Annotated in this window: 12 protein-coding genes, 16 tRNA genes and 2 rRNA genes (1 of these 30 only partly in view); 29 read left to right on the plus strand and 1 reads right to left on the minus strand. The window is 36.1% G+C overall.

From position 1 onward, the window contains the following. The 18 genes from BGI23_RS02720 to BGI23_RS02805 all read left to right on the plus strand — a co-directional run. Window positions 1-1,080 (plus strand): 23S ribosomal RNA (locus BGI23_RS02720) (it extends 1,843 nt beyond the left edge of the window). A 100-nt stretch (window positions 1,081-1,180) separates the two neighbouring features. Continuing rightward, window positions 1,181-1,296, plus strand: a 5S ribosomal RNA gene (gene rrf, locus BGI23_RS02725). A gap of 8 nt (window positions 1,297-1,304) precedes the next feature. Beyond that, window positions 1,305-1,379: transfer RNA gene (locus BGI23_RS02730), tRNA-Asn, on the plus strand. A gap of 2 nt (window positions 1,380-1,381) precedes the next feature. Next, window positions 1,382-1,473, plus strand: a tRNA-Ser gene (locus BGI23_RS02735). A 17-nt stretch (window positions 1,474-1,490) separates the two neighbouring features. Continuing rightward, window positions 1,491-1,565: transfer RNA gene (locus BGI23_RS02740), tRNA-Glu, on the plus strand. Between the two features lie 5 nt (window positions 1,566-1,570). After that, a tRNA-Val gene (locus BGI23_RS02745) sits at window positions 1,571-1,646 on the plus strand. Window positions 1,647-1,670: 24 nt separating this feature from the next. Continuing rightward, a tRNA-Met gene (locus tag BGI23_RS02750) sits at window positions 1,671-1,747 on the plus strand. A gap of 3 nt (window positions 1,748-1,750) precedes the next feature. Further along, a tRNA-Asp gene (locus BGI23_RS02755) sits at window positions 1,751-1,826 on the plus strand. Between the two features lie 9 nt (window positions 1,827-1,835). Beyond that, a tRNA-Phe gene (locus BGI23_RS02760) sits at window positions 1,836-1,911 on the plus strand. 18 nt (window positions 1,912-1,929) lie between these two features. Further along, window positions 1,930-2,005, plus strand: a tRNA-Thr gene (locus tag BGI23_RS02765). A gap of 10 nt (window positions 2,006-2,015) precedes the next feature. Then, a tRNA-Tyr gene (locus BGI23_RS02770) sits at window positions 2,016-2,099 on the plus strand. Between the two features lie 7 nt (window positions 2,100-2,106). Beyond that, window positions 2,107-2,180, plus strand: a tRNA-Trp gene (locus BGI23_RS02775). 19 nt (window positions 2,181-2,199) lie between these two features. Then, window positions 2,200-2,275 (plus strand) — tRNA-His (locus BGI23_RS02780). A 63-nt stretch (window positions 2,276-2,338) separates the two neighbouring features. After that, window positions 2,339-2,413 (plus strand) — tRNA-Gln (locus BGI23_RS02785). Between the two features lie 5 nt (window positions 2,414-2,418). Continuing rightward, window positions 2,419-2,493: transfer RNA gene (locus BGI23_RS02790), tRNA-Gly, on the plus strand. A gap of 14 nt (window positions 2,494-2,507) precedes the next feature. Continuing rightward, window positions 2,508-2,578 (plus strand) — tRNA-Cys (locus BGI23_RS02795). A gap of 10 nt (window positions 2,579-2,588) precedes the next feature. Then, window positions 2,589-2,670, plus strand: a tRNA-Leu gene (locus BGI23_RS02800). A 332-nt stretch (window positions 2,671-3,002) separates the two neighbouring features. Continuing rightward, a complete protein-coding gene (locus tag BGI23_RS02805; protein WP_000532946.1) occupies window positions 3,003-3,722 on the plus strand; it encodes a YebC/PmpR family DNA-binding transcriptional regulator in 720 nt (239 codons plus the stop codon). Between the two features lie 72 nt (window positions 3,723-3,794). Here the strand turns inward: BGI23_RS02805 and BGI23_RS26945 are convergent. Continuing rightward, window positions 3,795-5,125 (minus strand): IS3 family transposase gene (locus BGI23_RS26945; protein ID WP_088300244.1). Its coding sequence is split into 2 segments (ribosomal slippage): window positions 3,795-4,738 and window positions 4,738-5,125, totalling 1,332 coding nucleotides; the frame shifts between segments, so codons are not numbered across the junction. 218 nt (window positions 5,126-5,343) lie between these two features. Here BGI23_RS26945 and BGI23_RS02820 point away from each other — a divergent pair. The 11 genes from BGI23_RS02820 to BGI23_RS02880 all read left to right on the plus strand — a co-directional run bounded on the left by BGI23_RS02820 (window position 5,344) and on the right by BGI23_RS02880 (window position 20,200). Continuing rightward, on the plus strand, window positions 5,344-5,805 hold the full coding sequence (locus tag BGI23_RS02820; protein WP_000436089.1) for an NUDIX hydrolase: 462 nt from the start codon (window positions 5,344-5,346) through the stop codon (window positions 5,803-5,805). 487 nt (window positions 5,806-6,292) lie between these two features. Next, window positions 6,293-7,069 (plus strand): transglycosylase domain-containing protein, encoded by a 777-nt coding sequence (locus BGI23_RS02825; protein WP_000664704.1) that lies wholly within the window; start codon window positions 6,293-6,295, stop codon window positions 7,067-7,069. A gap of 187 nt (window positions 7,070-7,256) precedes the next feature. Then, window positions 7,257-7,907, plus strand: coding sequence for a DsbA family protein (locus tag BGI23_RS02830; RefSeq protein WP_000841311.1), 651 nt, complete (start codon window positions 7,257-7,259; stop codon window positions 7,905-7,907). A 115-nt stretch (window positions 7,908-8,022) separates the two neighbouring features. Next, window positions 8,023-8,096, plus strand: a tRNA-Gly gene (locus tag BGI23_RS02835). A 198-nt stretch (window positions 8,097-8,294) separates the two neighbouring features. After that, a complete protein-coding gene (queG, locus tag BGI23_RS02840) occupies window positions 8,295-9,437 on the plus strand; it encodes a tRNA epoxyqueuosine(34) reductase QueG (protein WP_000345218.1) in 1,143 nt (380 codons plus the stop codon). Between the two features lie 44 nt (window positions 9,438-9,481). Beyond that, window positions 9,482-10,369 (plus strand): amidase domain-containing protein, encoded by an 888-nt coding sequence (locus BGI23_RS02845; protein WP_000260539.1) that lies wholly within the window; start codon window positions 9,482-9,484, stop codon window positions 10,367-10,369. Between the two features lie 58 nt (window positions 10,370-10,427). Next, complete coding sequence (trmL, locus tag BGI23_RS02850) at window positions 10,428-10,916, plus strand: tRNA (uridine(34)/cytosine(34)/5-carboxymethylaminomethyluridine(34)-2'-O)-methyltransferase TrmL (RefSeq protein WP_000538147.1); 489 nt, start codon at window positions 10,428-10,430, stop codon at window positions 10,914-10,916. A gap of 129 nt (window positions 10,917-11,045) precedes the next feature. Continuing rightward, window positions 11,046-13,115, plus strand: a complete 2,070-nt coding sequence (locus tag BGI23_RS02855; RefSeq protein WP_070805162.1) for a sensor domain-containing protein — start codon at window positions 11,046-11,048, stop codon at window positions 13,113-13,115. 393 nt (window positions 13,116-13,508) lie between these two features. Continuing rightward, complete coding sequence (locus tag BGI23_RS02865; protein WP_000353279.1) at window positions 13,509-15,404, plus strand: PrkA family serine protein kinase; 1,896 nt, start codon at window positions 13,509-13,511, stop codon at window positions 15,402-15,404. 447 nt (window positions 15,405-15,851) lie between these two features. Continuing rightward, the gene (gene yhbH, locus BGI23_RS02875) at window positions 15,852-17,027 is read left to right on the plus strand and encodes a sporulation protein YhbH (RefSeq protein ID WP_000503505.1); all 1,176 of its coding nucleotides are present in this window, start codon (window positions 15,852-15,854) and stop codon (window positions 17,025-17,027) included. A gap of 128 nt (window positions 17,028-17,155) precedes the next feature. Further along, a complete protein-coding gene (locus BGI23_RS02880) occupies window positions 17,156-20,200 on the plus strand; it encodes a leucine-rich repeat domain-containing protein (RefSeq protein ID WP_083322642.1) in 3,045 nt (1,014 codons plus the stop codon). The last annotated feature ends 89 nt before the right edge of the window (window positions 20,201-20,289 follow it).

The following is a 20,289-nucleotide window of genomic DNA, read 5'->3' on the forward strand; positions in this document are numbered from 1 at the left end:
TAGGGGGTGACACCTGCCCGGTGCTGGAAGGTTAAGGAGAGGGGTTAGCGTAAGCGAAGCTCTGAACTGAAGCCCCAGTAAACGGCGGCCGTAACTATAACGGTCCTAAGGTAGCGAAATTCCTTGTCGGGTAAGTTCCGACCCGCACGAAAGGTGTAACGATTTGGGCACTGTCTCAACCAGAGACTCGGTGAAATTATAGTACCTGTGAAGATGCAGGTTACCCGCGACAGGACGGAAAGACCCCGTGGAGCTTTACTGTAGCCTGATATTGAATTTTGGTACAGTTTGTACAGGATAGGCGGGAGCCTTTGAAACCGGAGCGCTAGCTTCGGTGGAGGCGCTGGTGGGATACCGCCCTGACTGTATTGAAATTCTAACCTACGGGTCTTATCGACCCGGGAGACAGTGTCAGGTGGGCAGTTTGACTGGGGCGGTCGCCTCCTAAAGTGTAACGGAGGCGCCCAAAGGTTCCCTCAGAATGGTTGGAAATCATTCGTAGAGTGCAAAGGCATAAGGGAGCTTGACTGCGAGACCTACAAGTCGAGCAGGGACGAAAGTCGGGCTTAGTGATCCGGTGGTTCCGCATGGAAGGGCCATCGCTCAACGGATAAAAGCTACCCCGGGGATAACAGGCTTATCTCCCCCAAGAGTCCACATCGACGGGGAGGTTTGGCACCTCGATGTCGGCTCATCGCATCCTGGGGCTGTAGTCGGTCCCAAGGGTTGGGCTGTTCGCCCATTAAAGCGGTACGCGAGCTGGGTTCAGAACGTCGTGAGACAGTTCGGTCCCTATCCGTCGTGGGCGTAGGAAATTTGAGAGGAGCTGTCCTTAGTACGAGAGGACCGGGATGGACGCACCGCTGGTGTACCAGTTGTTCTGCCAAGGGCATAGCTGGGTAGCTATGTGCGGAAGGGATAAGTGCTGAAAGCATCTAAGCATGAAGCCCCCCTCAAGATGAGATTTCCCATAGCGTAAGCTAGTAAGATCCCTGAAAGATGATCAGGTTGATAGGTTCGAGGTGGAAGCATGGTGACATGTGGAGCTGACGAATACTAATAGATCGAGGACTTAACCATATAATATGTAGCAATGTTATCTAGTTTTGAGAGAACATAAAAAACTTGTTGACTTTTAAAGAAAATAAGTTATAATAATGATTGTCTCAAAAGAATAATGTCTGGTAATGATGGCAGAGAGGTCACACCCGTTCCCATACCGAACACGGAAGTTAAGCTCTCTAGCGCCGATGGTAGTTGGGACCTTGTCCCTGTGAGAGTAGGACGTTGCCAGGCAATATTATTCCGCAGTAGCTCAGCGGTAGAGCTATCGGCTGTTAACCGATCGGTCGTAGGTTCGATTCCTACCTGCGGAGCCATTGGAGAGCTGTCCGAGTTGGCCGAAGGAGCACGATTGGAAATCGTGTATACGTCACAAGCGTATCAAGGGTTCGAATCCCTTGCTCTCCGCCATAGGATTTATAATATTTGGCCCGTTGGTCAAGTGGTTAAGACACCGCCCTTTCACGGCGGTAACACGGGTTCGAATCCCGTACGGGTCACCACTTTTGGAGGATTAGCTCAGCTGGGAGAGCACCTGCCTTACAAGCAGGGGGTCGGCGGTTCGATCCCGTCATCCTCCACCATATAAACTATATGAATAATATTATCGCGGGGTGGAGCAGCACGGTAGCTCGTCGGGCTCATAACCCGAAGGTCGCAGGTTCAAATCCTGTCCCCGCAACCAAATGGTCCCGTGGTGTAGTGGTTAACATGCCTGCCTGTCACGCAGGAGATCGCCGGTTCGACCCCGGTCGGGACCGCCATTTTAATAAGGCTCGGTAGCTCAGTCGGTAGAGCAGAGGACTGAAAATCCTCGTGTCGGCGGTTCGATTCCGTCCCGAGCCACCATTTACTTTAATAAAATACGCCGGCTTAGCTCAATTGGTAGAGCAACTGACTTGTAATCAGTAGGTTGGGGGTTCAAGTCCTCTAGCCGGCACCATGTAAGTTTCGGAGGGGTAGCGAAGTGGCTAAACGCGGCGGACTGTAAATCCGCTCCTTCGGGTTCGGCAGTTCGAATCTGCCCCCCTCCACCATTTACATAGGGGCATAGTTTAAAGGTAGAACTGAGGTCTCCAAAACCTCCAGTGTGGGTTCGATTCCTACTGCCCCTGCCAAATATATTTACACAACATGGCGGTTGTGGCGAAGTGGTTAACGCACCGGATTGTGGCTCCGGCATTCGTGGGTTCGATTCCCATCAGTCGCCCCATTTTTATTTTAAAAATTATAAATAATCTAATGGATACTTACATATAATTAAGTAAGAATTCGATGGGCTATAGCCAAGCGGTAAGGCAACGGACTTTGACTCCGTCATGCGCTGGTTCGAATCCAGCTAGCCCAGCCATTTTTGCGGAAGTAGTTCAGTGGTAGAATACAACCTTGCCAAGGTTGGGGTCGCGGGTTCGAATCCCGTCTTCCGCTCCAGTAAAATTTTATATGGCGGCATAGCCAAGTGGTAAGGCAGAGGTCTGCAAAACCTTTATCACCGGTTCAAATCCGGTTGCCGCCTTTTCTTTTGTGCCGATGTGGCGGAATTGGCAGACGCGCACGACTCAAAATCGTGTTCCTTCGGGAGTGTCGGTTCGACCCCGACCATCGGTATCACGAACGGCGTAATAAAAAGACTCTACACCAAATGTGTAGAGTCTTTTTATATTTTCATCACACTACAAAATAAGCATAAATAGTGTGTTGGTGAAATGGTAGAATTTTTTTGCTAAATTATGTTATGTGCTTCTAAAATTCGTAATAAACGTAGGAATTCATGTATAATATAACTTGTCGAAAGAACAAAATGATAGTGATTTATATTATGTCTGTAATATGAATCAAAAATGAACTTTTTATATTTCTTTTAAAAATGTGTTGAACACACATGATATTTCATATTAATATTTTTATGTAGATTTAAAACGGGAAAGAGAGTGGAAAGTATGGGTCGTAAATGGAATAATATTAAAGATAAAAAAGCATCAAAAGATGCAAATACTAGCCGTATATACGCGAAATTTGGACGTGAAATTTATGTAGCGGCAAAACAAGGCGAGCCAGATCCGGAATCAAACCAAGCGCTTAGAGTTGTATTAGAACGTGCGAAAACATACAATGTTCCAAGAACAATTATCGATCGTGCAGTTGAAAAAGCAAAAGGTGGTTCAGAAGAAAATTATGACGAGCTTCGTTATGAAGGGTTCGGACCAAATGGAGCTATGGTAATTGTAGATACACTTACAAACAACGTAAACCGTACTGCAGCAGATGTACGAGCTGCATTTAGCAAAAACGGTGGTAACATGGGTGTAAACGGTTCTGTAGCTTACATGTTTGATGCAACAGCTGTTATCGGCCTTGAAGGGAAAACATCAGATGAAGTTCTTGAGATTTTAATGGAAGCAGATGTGGATGCACGTGACATTCTTGAAGAAGAAGATGCTGTTATCGTGTATGCTGAACCAGATCAATTCCATGCAGTACAATCTGCTCTTAAAGATGCGGGTGTTGAAGAATTTACAGTTGCCGAATTAACAATGCTTGCACAAAACGATGTAACACTTCCTGAAGATGCACAAGCACAATTTGAAAAAATGGTTGATGCATTAGAAGATTTAGAAGATGTACAACAAGTTTATCACAACGTAGACTTAGGAGAATAATACGATAAAAGCCCCTGTTCGTTTGAACTGTACCCTATAAAATGGACAGTTTAATAAAAAAGCCCTGAAAAATCAAGCACTTAAAAGATGGTTCCGATATTCGATCGGAGCCATCTTTTTTAATGTCCACTGATAACGATTATAATTATACTCCTCCATATAATCCTTTATGTTGAGCTCAAGGGATTCAAAGGTTTGACAATCTTTGTAATCTAATTCATCTTTCATATGACCAAAGAAGGATTCCATTGGTGCGTTGTCTAAACAATTGCCCCTACGGGACATAGATTGTTTGATCCCCATTTCTCTTACACGTTTCTGAAATTCAGGGTGTGTATAATGAATACCTTGGTCTGAATGTAGAAGCGCTTCAGGATGGATGACTTCTCCTAATCTCTCTTTCAAGTTATCTAATGTTTGATAGACGATATCCATTTGTAAAGAAGAGGAGACATGATAGGCTAAAATCTCTCGTGTTGTACTGTCTTTTACACATGATAAATAAGCCTTCTTTCCTTGTCCATAAAATAAATAGGTAATATCGGTTAACATACTTTTTTCAGGCTCTTCTTGATTGAATTGGCGATTTAAAAGGTTCGGACATGTTTTATGTTCTTGTGTCGCTTTTGCGATGTGTTTATAAGGGTTTGCTCGGCGAATCTTTGTCACAAGATTATATTTACGCATAATACGGTAAATACGCTTGAGATTCATACAAATTCCTTTTGTCTTTTCCAACACCATTTTGATAGAACGACCACCACATATTTTTCCTTTTCGATTAAAAATTTCTTGGATCCATTCATAATCTGTTTCATCATTACGTTCTTTTTCTAGATGTTTATCTGACTGATGAAGCCACGCATAGTATCCACTCCGACTTACCCCAGCCAGTGTACAAAGGTAACGCACCATACGTGGGAATTGGAAGCGACGTATGGTTTGTTCAATCAGTGCGTATGTTTCTCGTGGTGTTAACGCTTCTTCTGTAACGCCTGCCTTTCGAGTTCGTCTAACTTTTTTAGGAATGTCAATTCCGCTTCTAAAAACGCAATACGTGCTTCCGCTTTTTTTAATTTTTCATCAGAAGAGAGAGCTTTTTCCGAAGGGCGTCCCGTGCTTCCTTTCCCGCGGCGTTCTGTATAAAAGCCCTCTTCACCAAATTGTTCAAAGGTTCTTCGCCAGCGTTTCAAGCATTGTTTTGGTTTCTTCTCACCAATCACAGCTAAGTCAAACCCATTCTCTAAAAAGATTTGGCTAGGACCTTTTCCTTGTTGATTTTCTTTTACCGCTCTTATTTTGAAATCAGGACAATAGCTAATCGAACGTTCCGACGCTTTTAATACATTTTTATTTTTTTCTAGCTGTTTCATTTGAATCTCGTTAAAAATAATTTTACTCATTCTCCGTACCTCATTTCTATCGTTGATTCCATTATAACGAGGTTTTTTGATAAAAATACACAAAAACCCCGAATCATGGGTCTTTTTTTTAGTGTCCATGATTCGGGGTACAGTTCAGTTTAACGAATAGGGGCTTTTTTAATAAAGGTATTTTATTGTAAACAGGGAATATGCTTATAGGGATATATGAAATATTCATTATTGCTAGGAGGCTTAACATGGAACAAAAAACACCAAAACATATCGTTGCTGTAGCAGGCTATTTAACAAATGAAAAAGATGAAGTGTTATTAGCAAAGGTACACTGGCGAGCTGATACGTGGGAGTTACCAGGAGGACAGGTAGAAGAAGGGGAAGCACTCGATCAAGCTGTTTGTAGGGAAATGCTTGAGGAGACGGGTTTAACTGTGAAGCCGCTTGGAGTTACAGGAGTTTATTATAATGCTTCCAAGAACATTTTAGCTGTCGTTTTTAAAGTAGCATATGTAAGCGGTGAAATAAAAATTCAACATGAAGAAATACAAGAGGCTAAATTTGTAGCTTTAAACGAAGAGAACATAAATGAGTATATAACGCGTCCTCATATGAAATCCAGAACGCTTGATGCGATGAGAGCAACCCATTTCATTCCGTATGAAACGTGGGAAGTGCAGCCGTATAACTTAATAGGAAGATTGTAAAGAAAAGAGTAGCCGATTTGAGATACAGTCAAATCACTACTCTTTTTTGTATACTGTTTAAGAAAAAGGTCAAAATAATAATAGCGTTAGTATTGATTTAAAGAACGTTTGTTCTGTACAATATATGATATATTATGTACATTTAGATTACTAGATACTCAAAAGTATATATATTGGTAGATGATATAATGAAAATAGGGTGCTTTAATAGAGAAAGTATAATAACCTTAAGATCTAATCTGCTATTGATTTAGCATAATCTATATTCAATATTTCAGATGAATAGTAGATAAAAAAGGACTGTGATACAATACTTTTTTATCCCGCTATTTGCCGGGCAGCCAGATTGGTGGGGGTCTGATGAAAGTTTCAATTTATACCTTACAATGATGTAAGGTACGTGTAAGAGAAATCGATGGGATATTTTTTTACAACAAGGTATTCTTAAAGTAAGAGTTATACGCTGTGTGGAAAAGAGGTGTTTAAGATGAAAGAACGAGTATTATCTAGGGTGAACTATCATCAAAAAGTTGCATTAAATCCAATGACTAAGTTTTTTTATAAAGCCATTATTTTATTATTATTGTTAAGTTTTACGTTATTATTCATTGGAAATGTAATGATTGAGAAAAGTGATATTAGTAAATTACATGTACCGGCTAAGTTAGAGGTACCAGAATCATTGACACATGCATTTATTGCGACAGAAGATAAAAGGTTTTATCATCATAACGGTTTAGATTATATAGCGATTGTCAGAGCGTCTGTTGAAAATATAAAAGCTGGTGGTGTTGTGCAAGGTGGAAGTACAATTACACAACAGTTATCTAAAAATGCTTTTTTAACGAATGAACGTACATTTTCTCGTAAGTGGAAAGAGATTTTCTATACGAAAAAAATTGAACGTACATTTACGAAGGATGAAATTTTAAAATTGTATGTAAGCAATATTTATTACGGAGAAGGAGCATGGGGAATTGAAAAAGCAGCAAACCTATACTTCGGTAAAAAGGTAAGCCAATTAACGTTGGCTGAAAGTGCAATGATGGCTGCTGTAGTAAAGGCACCTGCTTATTACTCACCTGCACAAAATTATGATAAGGCCGTAGAGAGACGAAATGTCGTTTTGAGATTGATGGAGAAAGAAGGCTATATCAATCATGATGAGTATGTGCAAGCAGTTAGTGAGAAGTTAGTAATTCGGCATGATATAAAAACAGAGCAGTCAATGTTAAATAGTGCTCGTGAAAAAGCAGTAAGCTAAAGGAAGTTCCTACATAGGAGCTTCTTTTTTTGAATAAATTGTGACAAATTGTGACACAATATCGTCACAATTATTGTGTTTTTGTAATTTATGTGAGCGTGTTCATTGCGTGATGTATATAAGTGTTGATATTATGTGTATTGTGTACAATGCTGTATACAGAATATGAATTTAAAGAGGAATGTATATGAAATCAAATAAACTCATGGCCCTTGGTATAGTTTTTTCTATTGCAGTATTGATTGTAATCGGAACAATTGCGTATAGCATCATAAATGACAAAAAGGATAAAGGGAATGAGATGTTTGCTTATTCCACACAACAATCTTTAGGGAAAGATGATGCCCCAGTTAAGGTAGTTGAATTTGGAGACTTCAAATGTCCTGCTTGTCGTACTTGGGATGTAACAGTATTACCACGATTAAAAGAAGAGTATATCGATAAAGGAAAAGTGCAGTTATACTTTATTAATTTCCCATTTATCGGAAAAGACTCTGATTTAGGTGCAGCAGCTGGTGAAGCAATTTATAAACAAGATAAAGATTCATTCTGGACTTTCTATGATGAGATTTATCAAAGTCAAAAGAAAGATACGGAAGAATGGATTACAGAAGAATTGCTTCTTAATATTGTGAAAGAGAAGCTTCCGAAAGTTGATGTAGCGCAATTTAAGAAAGATTTACACAGTAAAGAAATAAAAGAAAAAGTACGTAAAGATTCAGATCGTGCTCAAAAATTAAAAGTTCAAGGTGCTCCTTCGGTATATGTGAATGGAAATCTTGCAAATCCTGATTTTGATAGTATGAAGGCGGCAATTGATAAAGAATTGAAAAAGTGATGAGTCCTCTCATCACTTTTTCGACTTTTTTCGATAAAATTCTTGCTTCCGCTTTTTGTACATGCTATACTACTTTACATAAGTTATTCTAATATCTTATATGTATTTCATATTTGCGGGTGTAGTTTAGTGGTAAAACAAGAGCCTTCCAAGCTCTGGTCGAGAGTTCGATTCTCTTCACCCGCTCCAAATTTTATTAAATGTTTTTCTATAAATTGTGATCAACGCAGTGTTTCGTTTCCGAGATAAACGAGGCATTGCGTTTTTTAATGTTTTAAAAACATCATTGTATGCGAAAATAGAAGTAAAGAATAGTATTCCAAAAGTGAATTGCTAACTAATAGATCGTTACATAAAGGATGGATTCATCTGAGGAGGCGATTAGGAATGGATTTTGAACAATTAAAGCAAGATGTTATTGCGTATAGTAAAACGATTGGTATAGATAAAATAGGCTTTGCTAGTGCTTCACCATTTGAAGAATTAAAGCAGCGGTTAATCCAGCAGCAACAATTAAATTATCAATCTGGATTTGAAGAGCCTGATATAGAAAAGAGAACGAACCCACAGCTTCTATTACCTGGTGCAAAATCAATTATTGCGATTGCATTAGCGTATCCTTCAAAATTAAAAAATGCACCATTAAGTAAGCGCGGAGAACGTCGCGGGATTTTTTGTCGTGCTTCTTGGGGACAAGATTATCATCTAGTTTTACGAGATCGTTTGCAGAAATTAGAAGCATATTTAATCGAAAAACTTCCCGATATAGAAGTTAAGTCAATGGTTGATACGGGTGAATTAAGTGATCGAGCTGTTTCAGAGCGTGCTGGTATTGGATGGAGCGGTAAGAACTGCTCTATTATTACACCTGAATTTGGTTCGTATGTGTATTTAGGAGAAATGATTACAAACGTTCCCTTCCCACCAGATCAGCCGATAGAAGATCAATGCGGGAGCTGTACAAAGTGTATTGATATTTGTCCTACAGGTGCTTTAATACAAGGAGGACAGTTAGATTCGAAGAAGTGTATAGCATTTTTAACACAGACGAAAGGATTCCTACCAGAAGAGTATCGCGACAAAATAGGTAATCGTATTTATGGATGTGATACGTGTCAGACAGTTTGTCCGAAAAATAAAGGAATGGATTTTCATAATCACCCTGAGATGGAACCAGATCCTGAGTTAGTTAAACCGTTATTAACACCGCTTTTAACAATTAGCAATCGTGATTTTAAAGAGAAATATGGAATTATGTCTGGTTCATGGAGAGGTAAAAAACCTTTGCAACGAAATGCGATTTTGGCACTTGCACATTTTAAAGAAGCATCAGCAATTCCAGATTTAATAGGTGTTATGAAAGATGATCCAAGACCAGTGCTTCGCGGGACGGCAGCGTGGGCGCTTGGGAAAATTGGTGGAGACGGCGTGGGCGAAGCTATTGAAAAAGCGATGCAACGTGAGAAAGACGAAGAGGTTCTTCATGAAATGAATCGCGGACTTGAACTGTTAGCGCAGAAAAAAGAGTAGATAATATCTCCCTTTTTCATATTGTAATATGGGAGGGAGACGAAATGGTTGTAAAAATAAACATTGAAAAGCAAGTCCAACACTTTTTAGCATATATAACAGAGAAACGAACAAATGTAGATGGTATTGCTGAAGATTTATTACAAATAGCAAAGAGAAAGAAACAATTATTTCAAAAGCGTAATGCAGAGATAGTAAAAGCAACTGCGGATGTTTCTTTTATGAGGCAATTAAATAATAGCAATCATCAAGAAATTGATTATCAAATACATTTTAAATATTTAATTAAGCATAAAGAATTATTTTATATTGAAGAGGAACAATTAAAGCGAAGGGTTTGTTTAAATAATAGCCGGATAATAGGTGATTATGCTATTGAAGTGCCAGAAGCAGTTGGAATGAGTGAGACATTAGAAAGGGAAGTTACAAAAGAGAAGTACGGTTCCTATCAGTACAACCGTTTAGAGGCAGTTAAATATGCAGAGCGTTGGTGGGATGATCGAAACCCTGCATATCGTAATTTCCCTGATAATTGTACGAATTTTATTTCTCAATGTCTTCATACTGGAGAAGTACCAATGAATGGATATCCTAATATTCGTAAAGGATGGTGGCAAAGGGAGAATCAGTGGAGTTGGAGCTGGGCTGTTGCACACTCTTTTTATTGGTATTTGTCAGGTGCTACATCAGGACTTCGAGCTGAAGCTGTAGAAAGGCCAGAGGACCTTATTCTTGGTGATGTCATCGCTTATGATTTCGAGGATGATGGTAGGTGGAATCATACGACGATTGTAGTAGCAAAAGACGCAGATGGTATGCCACTTGTAAATGCACATTCAGCGAATAGCCGTCGGCGTTATTGGAACTATGAAGATTCTAGTAAATATACACCACAAATGAAATATAAATTCTTTCATATTATTAATGGGTAGAGATTTTTCGCTCAAGTGGTATAATACGTAGTAGACAAAAAACAGAGGTGAATATCGCGTGGGAGTACATGTTGTTTTATATCAACCAGAAATTCCAGCAAATACAGGAAATATTGCTCGTACTTGTGCAGCAACTGGAACAGAATTACATTTGATTAGACCGCTTGGATTTTCAACGGATGATAAAATGTTAAAGCGTGCAGGATTAGATTATTGGCAGCACGTGAAAATTACGTATTATGATTCAATTGAAGAGTTTTATGAGAAAAATAAAGACGGTGAGTTCTTCTATTTAACAAAGTATGGCGAGAAAGCTCATACAGCGTTTGATTATAGTAAACGTGAGAAGGATTACTACTTTGTATTTGGAAGAGAAACGAACGGTTTACCAGCTAATGTAATCGAAGAAAATTTCGATCATTGTTTACGTATTCCAATGACTGATAAAGTGCGTTCATTAAATTTATCAAATACAGCAGCTATTTTAATTTATGAAGCGTTCCGTCAACAAAATTATCCAGGATTAGATTTAGAAATTGTTTATTAAAAGTCGCCATATGGCGGCTTTTTTTCTAAAAATAAAAGTAAATATGGAATCATACATTTAAAAAAGGGTACATAGTCATATAGAATGGTGATATATGAATAAAAATAGATTAGACGGGTTGAGATAAATATGAAGGAACAATATCGTAATCAAAATACCTTTTTAAGTATGATAGATATGGATTTAATAAGAAAAGGATTATTACATGCTATTCAAGATTTAGTATTTATTGTGAAAGTTATGGATGATGAAACCTTTACATATATTTATGTAAATAAGATAGGTATGGATTATGCAAAGCTAAGCGAAGAATGTTATGGAAAAACGTTTTCTGAAGTATTGCCGAAAGATACGGCGGAAATATTGCAAGTGCAATATGCAAAAGTAGCGAGCGAAGCAAAAGCACATACCTTTTGTGATGTAGTTAGTTTACCAACTGGTAATTTACATTATGAATCTTCACTTAATCCTGTATTTGATGAAGAAGGGGTATGCCAGTTTATTATTTGTATTACGAGGGATATTACAGCTCAAATTGAGGAGAAGATTGAAATAGAGGAAAAACAAATGTTATTTAAGTCATTACTAGAATATAATAATGACGCCATTATATCTATAGATTCTATAGGTAGAATTACATACGCGAATCCAGCAACGTATGAAATATTTGGATATCGATATGAAGAATTAAATAATAAATTTATCTTTGAATTTATTAATAAAGAATATGAAAAAGATTTTCAAATTATATTTAAAGGATCCATGCAAGGAAAAGCGAAGCAAATTGTTTCAAAGAAGTATGTTCATAAAGAAGGGTACGAGCTATATATTTCTCTGAGGACGATTCCGATTATTGTAAATGGTGAAATTGTTGGAGTATATATTGTTACGAGAGATGTTACAAGGCAAGTATTAAATGAGATGAGAACGGAATATTTAGCTTACTATGACCAGTTAACAGGATTAATGAATAGAATTTCATGTGCAAATAAGTTAAATACTTTGTTGAATGATAATACAGAGTTTGCGCTTGTTTTTATAGATTTAGATGAATTTCATCTTATTAATGATACTTTTGGCCATAAAGAAGGAGATAAAGTATTACAAAAAGTTACAGAATGTTTAAGCAGTTTTGAAATAGCTGGTATGCACTTATTTAGAGAACACGATGATCAATTTGTTATGTTAATAGAAAATATAACGAAAGAACGTGTAGAGGGAGTTTCCAAAAACATACTGAAAAGGATTAGTGAACATTTTGTAATCGAAGAAGAGGACGTGTATTTAAGTGCTTCAATCGGAATTGTAATGGCTCCAACAGATGGAGAAGATGAAAAGATATTATTCCAAAGAGTGGATGCTGCTTTGGAAAAAGCAAAAGAAAAAGGAAAAGGGCATTATCATTTTTATTGCAGTGGGTTAGATTGTGAGCGTGAACAAAGATTTATAATAGAAAACCAATTACATCGTGCTATAGAAAAAAATGAATTCTTCTTATATTATCAGCCGCAAATGAATATTGAAACGAAAAAAATAGCTAGTATGGAGGCTTTAATAAGGTGGGAGAATAAAGAATTAGGATTTGTCTCTCCCAATCAATTTATTCCGCTAGCAGAAAGAACAGGATTTATTATTAAGCTTGATGAATGGGTAGTAAATGAAGTGTGTCGACAAATACGCGAATGGTTAAATAAAGGATATGAAGTTGTCCCAATTGCAGTTAATATTTCAGCCAGGCATTTTCGCTCTATTACATTAATAGAGATGATTACACGAGCTTTACATAAGTACAATGTACCAGCTCATTTATTAGCGATAGAGGTTACAGAAGGAGCCCTTATACATAAAGATATATCGAAAAGAGTATTGCTACAATTAAAAGAACAAAATTTAAAGATTCATTTAGATGATTTTGGTACAGGGTATTCATCTTTAAGTTATTTAAAAACGTATCCAATTGATACTTTGAAAATTGATCGTTCTTTTATGGAAGGTATACATGTAGATGAACGCGATACGAATATTACGGCTGCAATTATTCATCTAGCTCATACGTTGGAATTGAATGTAATTGCAGAAGGGGTAGAAAAAGCGGAACAAATACAATTTTTGAAGGAAAAGAATGTGAAGTTTGTACAAGGTTATTATTATAGCCGCCCTTTATCAAAATATGATGTGGAAAATGTGTATTATAAATAATTGATAAAAAAAGTGATGTGCTAAGAAGCACATCACTTTTTATGTGTACCGGGTTTATCATTGTAACCAGATGTAAAAATAGCTGTAAGAAATGTGAGTGATACACCTAAAATTAATAATAATTTCATACTAATATCCCTCCTATTTTTTCAGTTTACGAATCTGAAATATGAATCGAAATGTATGTAATGTTCTTGGAAGAAAAGAATTTATTTAAAGTGAATAGAGGTGTAAAAACTTTAATACCTATATTATACAGAATTTTCTTTGAATTTTGGAGAGAATTTTATAACACTACTGTATATTTCATTTTGATTTAAAGAATGTTTAAGGACATCCTAGCATACCTTTTATAATAATCCGATTGAACAAGGAGATGGGGGAGGAGCTATAATGGATATTCTAAAAAAAATTGAACAGCATCGAGAAGCAGAAGAACGCTTACAATGGGAAGGTACGTTTGCGGAGTATTTGGAGCTTGTGAAGGAAAGACCATGGGTGGCTCAAACAGCACACTCTCGCATTTACAATATGATAAAAGATGCTGGAATTGAAGAAGTTGATGGTAGAAGAAAGTATAACTTCTTTAGTAATCAGCTATTTGGGTTAGAGGATGCTTTAGAACGTCTTGTAGAGGAATATTTTCATCCGTCTGCAAAACGATTAGATGTTAGAAAACGTATTTTATTATTAATGGGTCCTGTTAGTGGAGGTAAATCAACATTAGTTACGATGTTGAAACGAGGATTAGAAACATATTCAAGAACAGATCGAGGAGCAATTTTTGCAATTAAAGGGTGCCCAATGCATGAAGATCCACTTCATTTAATTCCGCATCATTTACGAGATGATTTCTTTGATGAGTATGGAGTAAGAATTGAAGGGAATTTATCACCACTCAACGTTATGCGCCTAGAGCAAGAATATGGTGGGAGAATTGAAGATGTAGTTGTGGAGCGTATTTTCTTCTCTGAAGATCGCCGAACTGGTATTGGTACATTTAGCCCTTCTGATCCTAAATCACAAGATATTGCAGATTTAACAGGTAGCTTGGACTTTTCTACAATTGCAGAATATGGTTCAGAATCAGATCCACGAGCGTATCGCTTCGATGGAGAATTGAATAAGGCAAACCGTGGGATGATGGAATTCCAAGAGATGTTAAAATGCGACGAGAAGTTCTTATGGCATTTATTATCGCTTACACAAGAAGGGAATTTTAAAGCGGGAAGATTTGCACTTATTTCAGCAGATGAATTAATTGTAGCGCATACGAATGAAACAGAGTATCGCTCTTTCATAGCAAATAAGAAAAATGAAGCATTACACTCAAGAATTATTGTAATGCCAGTTCCATATAATTTACGAGTGAGTGAAGAAGAACATATTTATGAAAAAATGATTCGTGAAAGTGACGTGTCCGATGTGCACATTGCACCGCATACACTTCGGGTTGCAGCAATGTTTACGATTTTAACTCGTTTAAAAGATCCGAAGCGTCCAGATATTGATTTAATTAAAAAGATGCGTTTGTATGATGGAGAAACGGTAGAAGGTTATAATGCGATTGATGTAGAGGAGTTGCAACGCGAATATCAAGATGAAGGTATGAAAGGTATTGATCCTCGTTACGTTATTAACCGCATTTCTTCTACAATTATTCGAAAAGAAGTACCATCTATTAATGCTCTAGATGTGCTTAGATCTTTAAAAGATGGATTGGATCAGCATCCATCGATTAGTAATGAAGACCGAGAGCGCTATATGAACTTCATTTCATTAGCAAGAAAAGAATATGATGAAATTGCTAAAAAAGAAGTACAAAAAGCGTTTGTTTATTCGTATGAAGAATCCGCTAAGACACTTATGGATAATTACTTAGACAACGTTGAGGCGTACTGCAATAAGTCGAAATTACGTGATCCGTTAACAGGTGAAGAAATGAGCCCAGATGAAAAGTTAATGCGCTCGATTGAGGAGCAAATTGGAATTTCAGAAAATGCTAAAAAAGCATTCCGGGAAGAAATATTAATTCGCATCTCTGCTTATGCACGTAAAGGAAAACGCTTCGACTATAATTCGCACGAACGTCTTCGTGAAGCGATTCAGAAGAAGCTATTTGCTGATTTAAAAGATATAGTGAAAATTACAACATCAACGAAAACACCAGACGAAAATCAGCTGAAGAAAATTAATGATGTTGTTGCACGTTTAATTGATGAGCACGGCTATAATTCTTCTTCAGCAAATGAATTATTACGCTATGTAGGTAGCCTGCTAAATCGATAGTTTGATAACAAAACGCTGTCTCTTGTATTTTGCGGGACAGCGTTTTATTATCCAGTCATATGTGTAAAGTGTCATACCTTGTCCAAATGTAATAAATTAAGATGCAATTTTATGAATTTATTGTCAATTATTTTTACAATATGCATATGATAGAGTAACCAACCATTCATACGAAAAAAGCCAACACAATACAATATGTTGCAAAGTGTAAATGTGTGCAACTATGCATTGTGTTTCTTTCTTATCAAAGGCTGAATGATTCTTTTCTAGTATGTGAGTGGCAAAATTTTGTTTAGGATGCTCGGAGTATTATATGAAAAACGTTATATATGTTTATGGGATGATTTTCGATGGGCAGTGACCTTTCATTCTAGCTGGTACAGTATAAAACAAAATTTCTAGCTTGCTGTTCATATAGGAAGACAATTACAGTAAGGAGGGAAAGAAATGGGTGAAGAAAACCAACCAAATTATACGATTTCACAGGAAAACTGGTCCCTCCATCGCAAAGGATATGACGACCAACAACGCCATCAAGAGAAAGTACAAGAGGCAATTAAGAATAATTTACCCGATCTTGTAACAGAAGAAAGCATTGTTATGTCTAATGGTAAGGATGTTGTAAAAATACCGATTCGTTCTTTAGATGAATATAAGATTAGGTACAATTATGATAAAAACAAACACGTTGGGCAAGGAAATGGTGACAGCAAAGTTGGTGATGTCGTTGCGAGAGATGGATCAGGTGGTCAAAAGCAAAAAGGACCAGGAAAAGGGCAAGGAGCAGGGGATGCGGCTGGAGAAGATTATTATGAAGCTGAAGTCTCTATTTTAGAATTAGAGCAAGCATTTTTCAAAGAATTAGAATTACCTAATTTAAAGAGAAAAGAAATGGATGAAAACAAGATTGAACATGTTGAATTTAATGATATTAGAAAAACGGGATTATGGGGCAACATCGATAAGAAAAGAACGATGATATCCGCATATAAACGAAATGCGATGCGTGGTAAAGCATCTTTCCATCCGATTCACCAAGAAGATTTAAAATTCCGCACTTGGAATGAAGTATTAAAGCCAGATTCAAAAGCTGTTGTATTAGCGATGATGGATACGAGTGGATCGATGGGAATATGGGAGAAATATATGGCACGGAGCTTCTTTTTCTGGATGACGAGATTTCTACGCACAAAGTATGAAACAGTAGATATTGAATTTATTGCCCATCATACGGAGGCAAAAGTAGTTCCAGAGGAAGAGTTTTTCTCAAAAGGAGAAAGTGGCGGAACAATTTGTTCTTCTGTATACAAAAAAGCACTCGAGCTAATTGATAATAAATACTCACCAGACCGCTATAATATTTATCCATTCCATTTTTCAGACGGTGATAATTTAACATCAGATAATGCTAGATGTGTAAAACTTGTTGAAGAGTTAATGAAGAAGTGTAATATGTTTGGGTATGGGGAAGTGAACCAGTACAACCGCCACAGTACACTTATGTCAGCCTATAAAAATATTAAAGATGAGAATTTCAGATATTATATTTTAAAGCAAAAAGCAGATGTATTTCACGCGATGAAGAGCTTTTTTAGAGAAGAATCAGGAGAGAAAATGGCATAACCCCTTTTTGAGGGGTTATTTTTTTGTAAACTTTTTATTTTTTCAGTTGACGATGATAATGAAAATCATTATCATTTATTCGAGAAATGATTACATTTTGAATTATATATTTTGGAGGAGATGTAAAGTTGAAGAAAAATAAAAGAAAACATATAAATGCGATGTTAGTGGCAGCAGCATTAGCGCTACCATTTGCTGCGTATTCAACACCTGCTTTAGCAACTGTAGCAATTGAGGCGAATAAGGCTGGACATACTTTAGAAGATGGTACATATGATGCTGTAATTAAAGCGTATAAGGATAAAACGAATGAAGAGTCTATGGCAGCCGTTTATATAAAGGATCCGAAATTAAAAATTGGGAATGGAAAGAAAATTGTAACCGCAACATTAAGTGATAGTGATTTCTTTCAATACTTGAAAACAGAAGATATTCATACTCCAGGTGTGTTCCATGATGTAAAAGTAATATCAGAAGATAAAAAGAAAAATGGAACGAAGGTTATTCAATTTGAAGTTGGAGAATTAGGAAAAAGATATAATATGCAAATGCATATTTATATTCCAACAATGGCCTATGATAATAAATATCAAGTGCAGTTTGAAGTAAATGTTTTAGATTTAGAAAACAATGTTCCAGAAAAACAAAAGGAAAATAAAGAGGATAAAGTAGATCAACAGGATGAAAGCGGAAATGTAATAGTAGATAAGCAATTACAAAGACATATTAATAAATATAATTTAAATAGAGAGAATCTAGATACGCCAATAACTAAGGAAGATTTATTAAAGATTAAAATATTATCAATTTACTCAGGTGAAGGAATAAATGAAATAACTGGTTTAGAACATATGACAAATTTAGAGAAGTTGACGTTACAAGAGTCTAATGTAAAAGACATATCAGCCATCTCGAAATTGAGAGGTTTGAAGTACGTAGATTTATCTTCTAATCCAATTGAAAATATTCATCCAATTGGGCAGTTAGAGAATATTAATATGCTTTTTTTAAGAGATAATAAAATTTCAGATCTTACACCATTAGGTAAAATGAAAAAAATTAAAACATTAGATTTAATCGGTAATAACATTAAAGATATTCAGCCATTATTTACATTATCAACTATGAAACAATTATACTTAGCAAATAATCAAATCAGTAACCTTACTGGAATTGACCAATTAAATAATGTGGAACTACTATGGATAGGGAACAATAAAATTAATAATGTTGAATCTATTAGTAAAATGAGTAATCTTCTTGAACTAGAAATTGCTGATAGTGAAATAAATGATATCTCACCATTATCTAAATTAGAAAAATTACAAGTACTGAATTTAGAAGAAAACTATATTTCTGATATATCACCGCTGAGCACTTTAACAAATTTAAATGAGATAAATCTTGGAGCGAATGAAATTTCTGACGTAAGACCTGTTGAGGAATTAGGTAAGCGAATTTCAATTGACATTCAAAGACAAAAAATCTTTTTAAATGAAGCAAGCGTAGATGAAGAAATAAAAATTCCAATATACAATCTTAAAGGAGAGCCACTTCAAAATATTAATGTGAAAAGTGAGGGGGCCGTTCTGAACAATGGATTTATAAAATGGAATAGCCCTGGAGAAAAAATATATGAATTTAAACTAGATACTAATTCTACTGAAAGTAAAATTAGATTTAATGGTGCGGTTATACAGAATATAGTTGAAAAACAAAAAGAACGTGAAAATGTAATTCTGGATAAAACTTTACAACAATATATCAATAAAGAGAGTTTAGGTAGAGAGAATTTAAACGATCCTATCACAAAAGAAGATTTATTACAGATTAAAAAATTAGAGATCCTTAAAGAAAAAGGAAAAGAGATAAAGGATATAACAGGGTTAGAGTACATGGTGAACTTAGAAAAACTCACTTTAGAAGGAGTAGGTTTAAAGAATATCGAATTTATTTCGAACTTAGAAAAGTTGAACGATGTGAATGTATCTTATAATCAAATTGAAGATATAAGCCCATTATCTTCATTGAAGAATTTACAGTGGTTAAATCTTGCGGATAATCATATCAAAGATGTATCAGTTTTTGGCTCAATGTTAGACCTACTTAGTTTAAAATTAGCTGGAAACGAGATTCGGGATGTAAGACCGTTAATACAATTAGGTCAGTGGTTTACAATTGATGTAGGAAGACAAAATATCATTTTAAATGATGCAAAAATAAACGAAGAAATTCAAGTTCCTGTATATAATTTAGAAGGAGAAAGTATTGAAAATATTCAATTGGCAAGTGAGGGAGGGACGTTTAATAACGGAGTAATAAAATGGAGTACCCCAGGTGAAAAGGTGTATAAATTTGATTTGGATTCTGATGAAATTAGTATAAGTTTTAACGGAACGGTAATTCAAAATATAATTGAAAAAGAAGAAGTGAAAGAACCAATAAAAGAAGTTGAAGAACCAAAAGAAGAGCCAAAAGAACCAGCCAAAGAAGTTGAAGAATCAAAAGAAGAAGTAAAAGAACCAGCCAAAGAAGTTGAAGAATCAAAAGAAGAACCAAAAGAACCAACAAAAGAAGTTGAAGAACCGAAAGAAGAAGTAAAAGAACCAACAAAAGAAGTTGAAGAACCGAAAGAAGAAGTAAAAGAACCAACAAAAGAAGTTGAAGAATCAAAAGAAGAACCAAAAGAACCAACAAAAGAAGTTGAAGAATCAAAAGAAGGAGTAAAAGAACCAGCCGAAGAAGTTGAAGAATCAAAAGAAGAGCCAAAAGAACCAACAAAAGAAGTTGAAGAATCAAAAGAAGAACCAAAAGAACCAGGAAAAGAAGTTGAAGGTCCGAAAGAAGAGGTAAAAGGACCAGTGAAAGAAGTTGAAGGATCGATAGCGGAGGTAAAAGAACCAGGAAAAGAAATTGAAGGTTCAAAAGACGCAGTAAATCAATCAGCAGTAGTTCAAGAACAAAACGTGAATAATCAAGTTGTGAAAGAAAAAGTAGTAGAGAATCAAAAAATGAAAGAAAGTAAACCGGCTGTTAATAAACAAGAAGAAAGCAAGAAATCATTAGGAGCAACAGGTGGACAAGAGAATACATCAACATTACTTTCAGGCGTAGCGTTAGTCCTTTCAGCGCTGAGTATGTTTGTATTTAGAAAGAGATTATTTAAGAAATAAAAACGTTTTATCTTATTATAACGTAATATGATTATGCAAGTTTTTGAGAAGACATTATCATGGCGATTTCATTTTGAAATATGCTTATG

The organism is Bacillus sp. ABP14 (assembly GCF_001831375.1).
GTDB classification, from domain to species: Bacteria; Bacillota; Bacilli; order Bacillales; family Bacillaceae_G; genus Bacillus_A; species Bacillus_A paranthracis.

Coding starts and splice junctions, on each gene's coding strand:
- yhbH (WP_000503505.1), top strand. CDS start 15,852: ATGGGTGAAGAAAACCAACCAAATTATACGATTTCACAGGAAAACTGG.
- BGI23_RS02855 (WP_070805162.1), top strand. CDS start 11,046: ATGAAGGAACAATATCGTAATCAAAATACCTTTTTAAGTATGATAGAT.
- BGI23_RS02805 (WP_000532946.1), top strand. CDS start 3,003: ATGGGTCGTAAATGGAATAATATTAAAGATAAAAAAGCATCAAAAGAT.
- BGI23_RS02820 (WP_000436089.1), top strand. CDS start 5,344: ATGGAACAAAAAACACCAAAACATATCGTTGCTGTAGCAGGCTATTTA.
- queG (WP_000345218.1), top strand. CDS start 8,295: ATGGATTTTGAACAATTAAAGCAAGATGTTATTGCGTATAGTAAAACG.
- BGI23_RS02825 (WP_000664704.1), top strand. CDS start 6,293: ATGAAAGAACGAGTATTATCTAGGGTGAACTATCATCAAAAAGTTGCA.
- BGI23_RS02830 (WP_000841311.1), top strand. CDS start 7,257: ATGAAATCAAATAAACTCATGGCCCTTGGTATAGTTTTTTCTATTGCA.
- BGI23_RS02845 (WP_000260539.1), top strand. CDS start 9,482: ATGGTTGTAAAAATAAACATTGAAAAGCAAGTCCAACACTTTTTAGCA.
- BGI23_RS02865 (WP_000353279.1), top strand. CDS start 13,509: ATGGATATTCTAAAAAAAATTGAACAGCATCGAGAAGCAGAAGAACGC.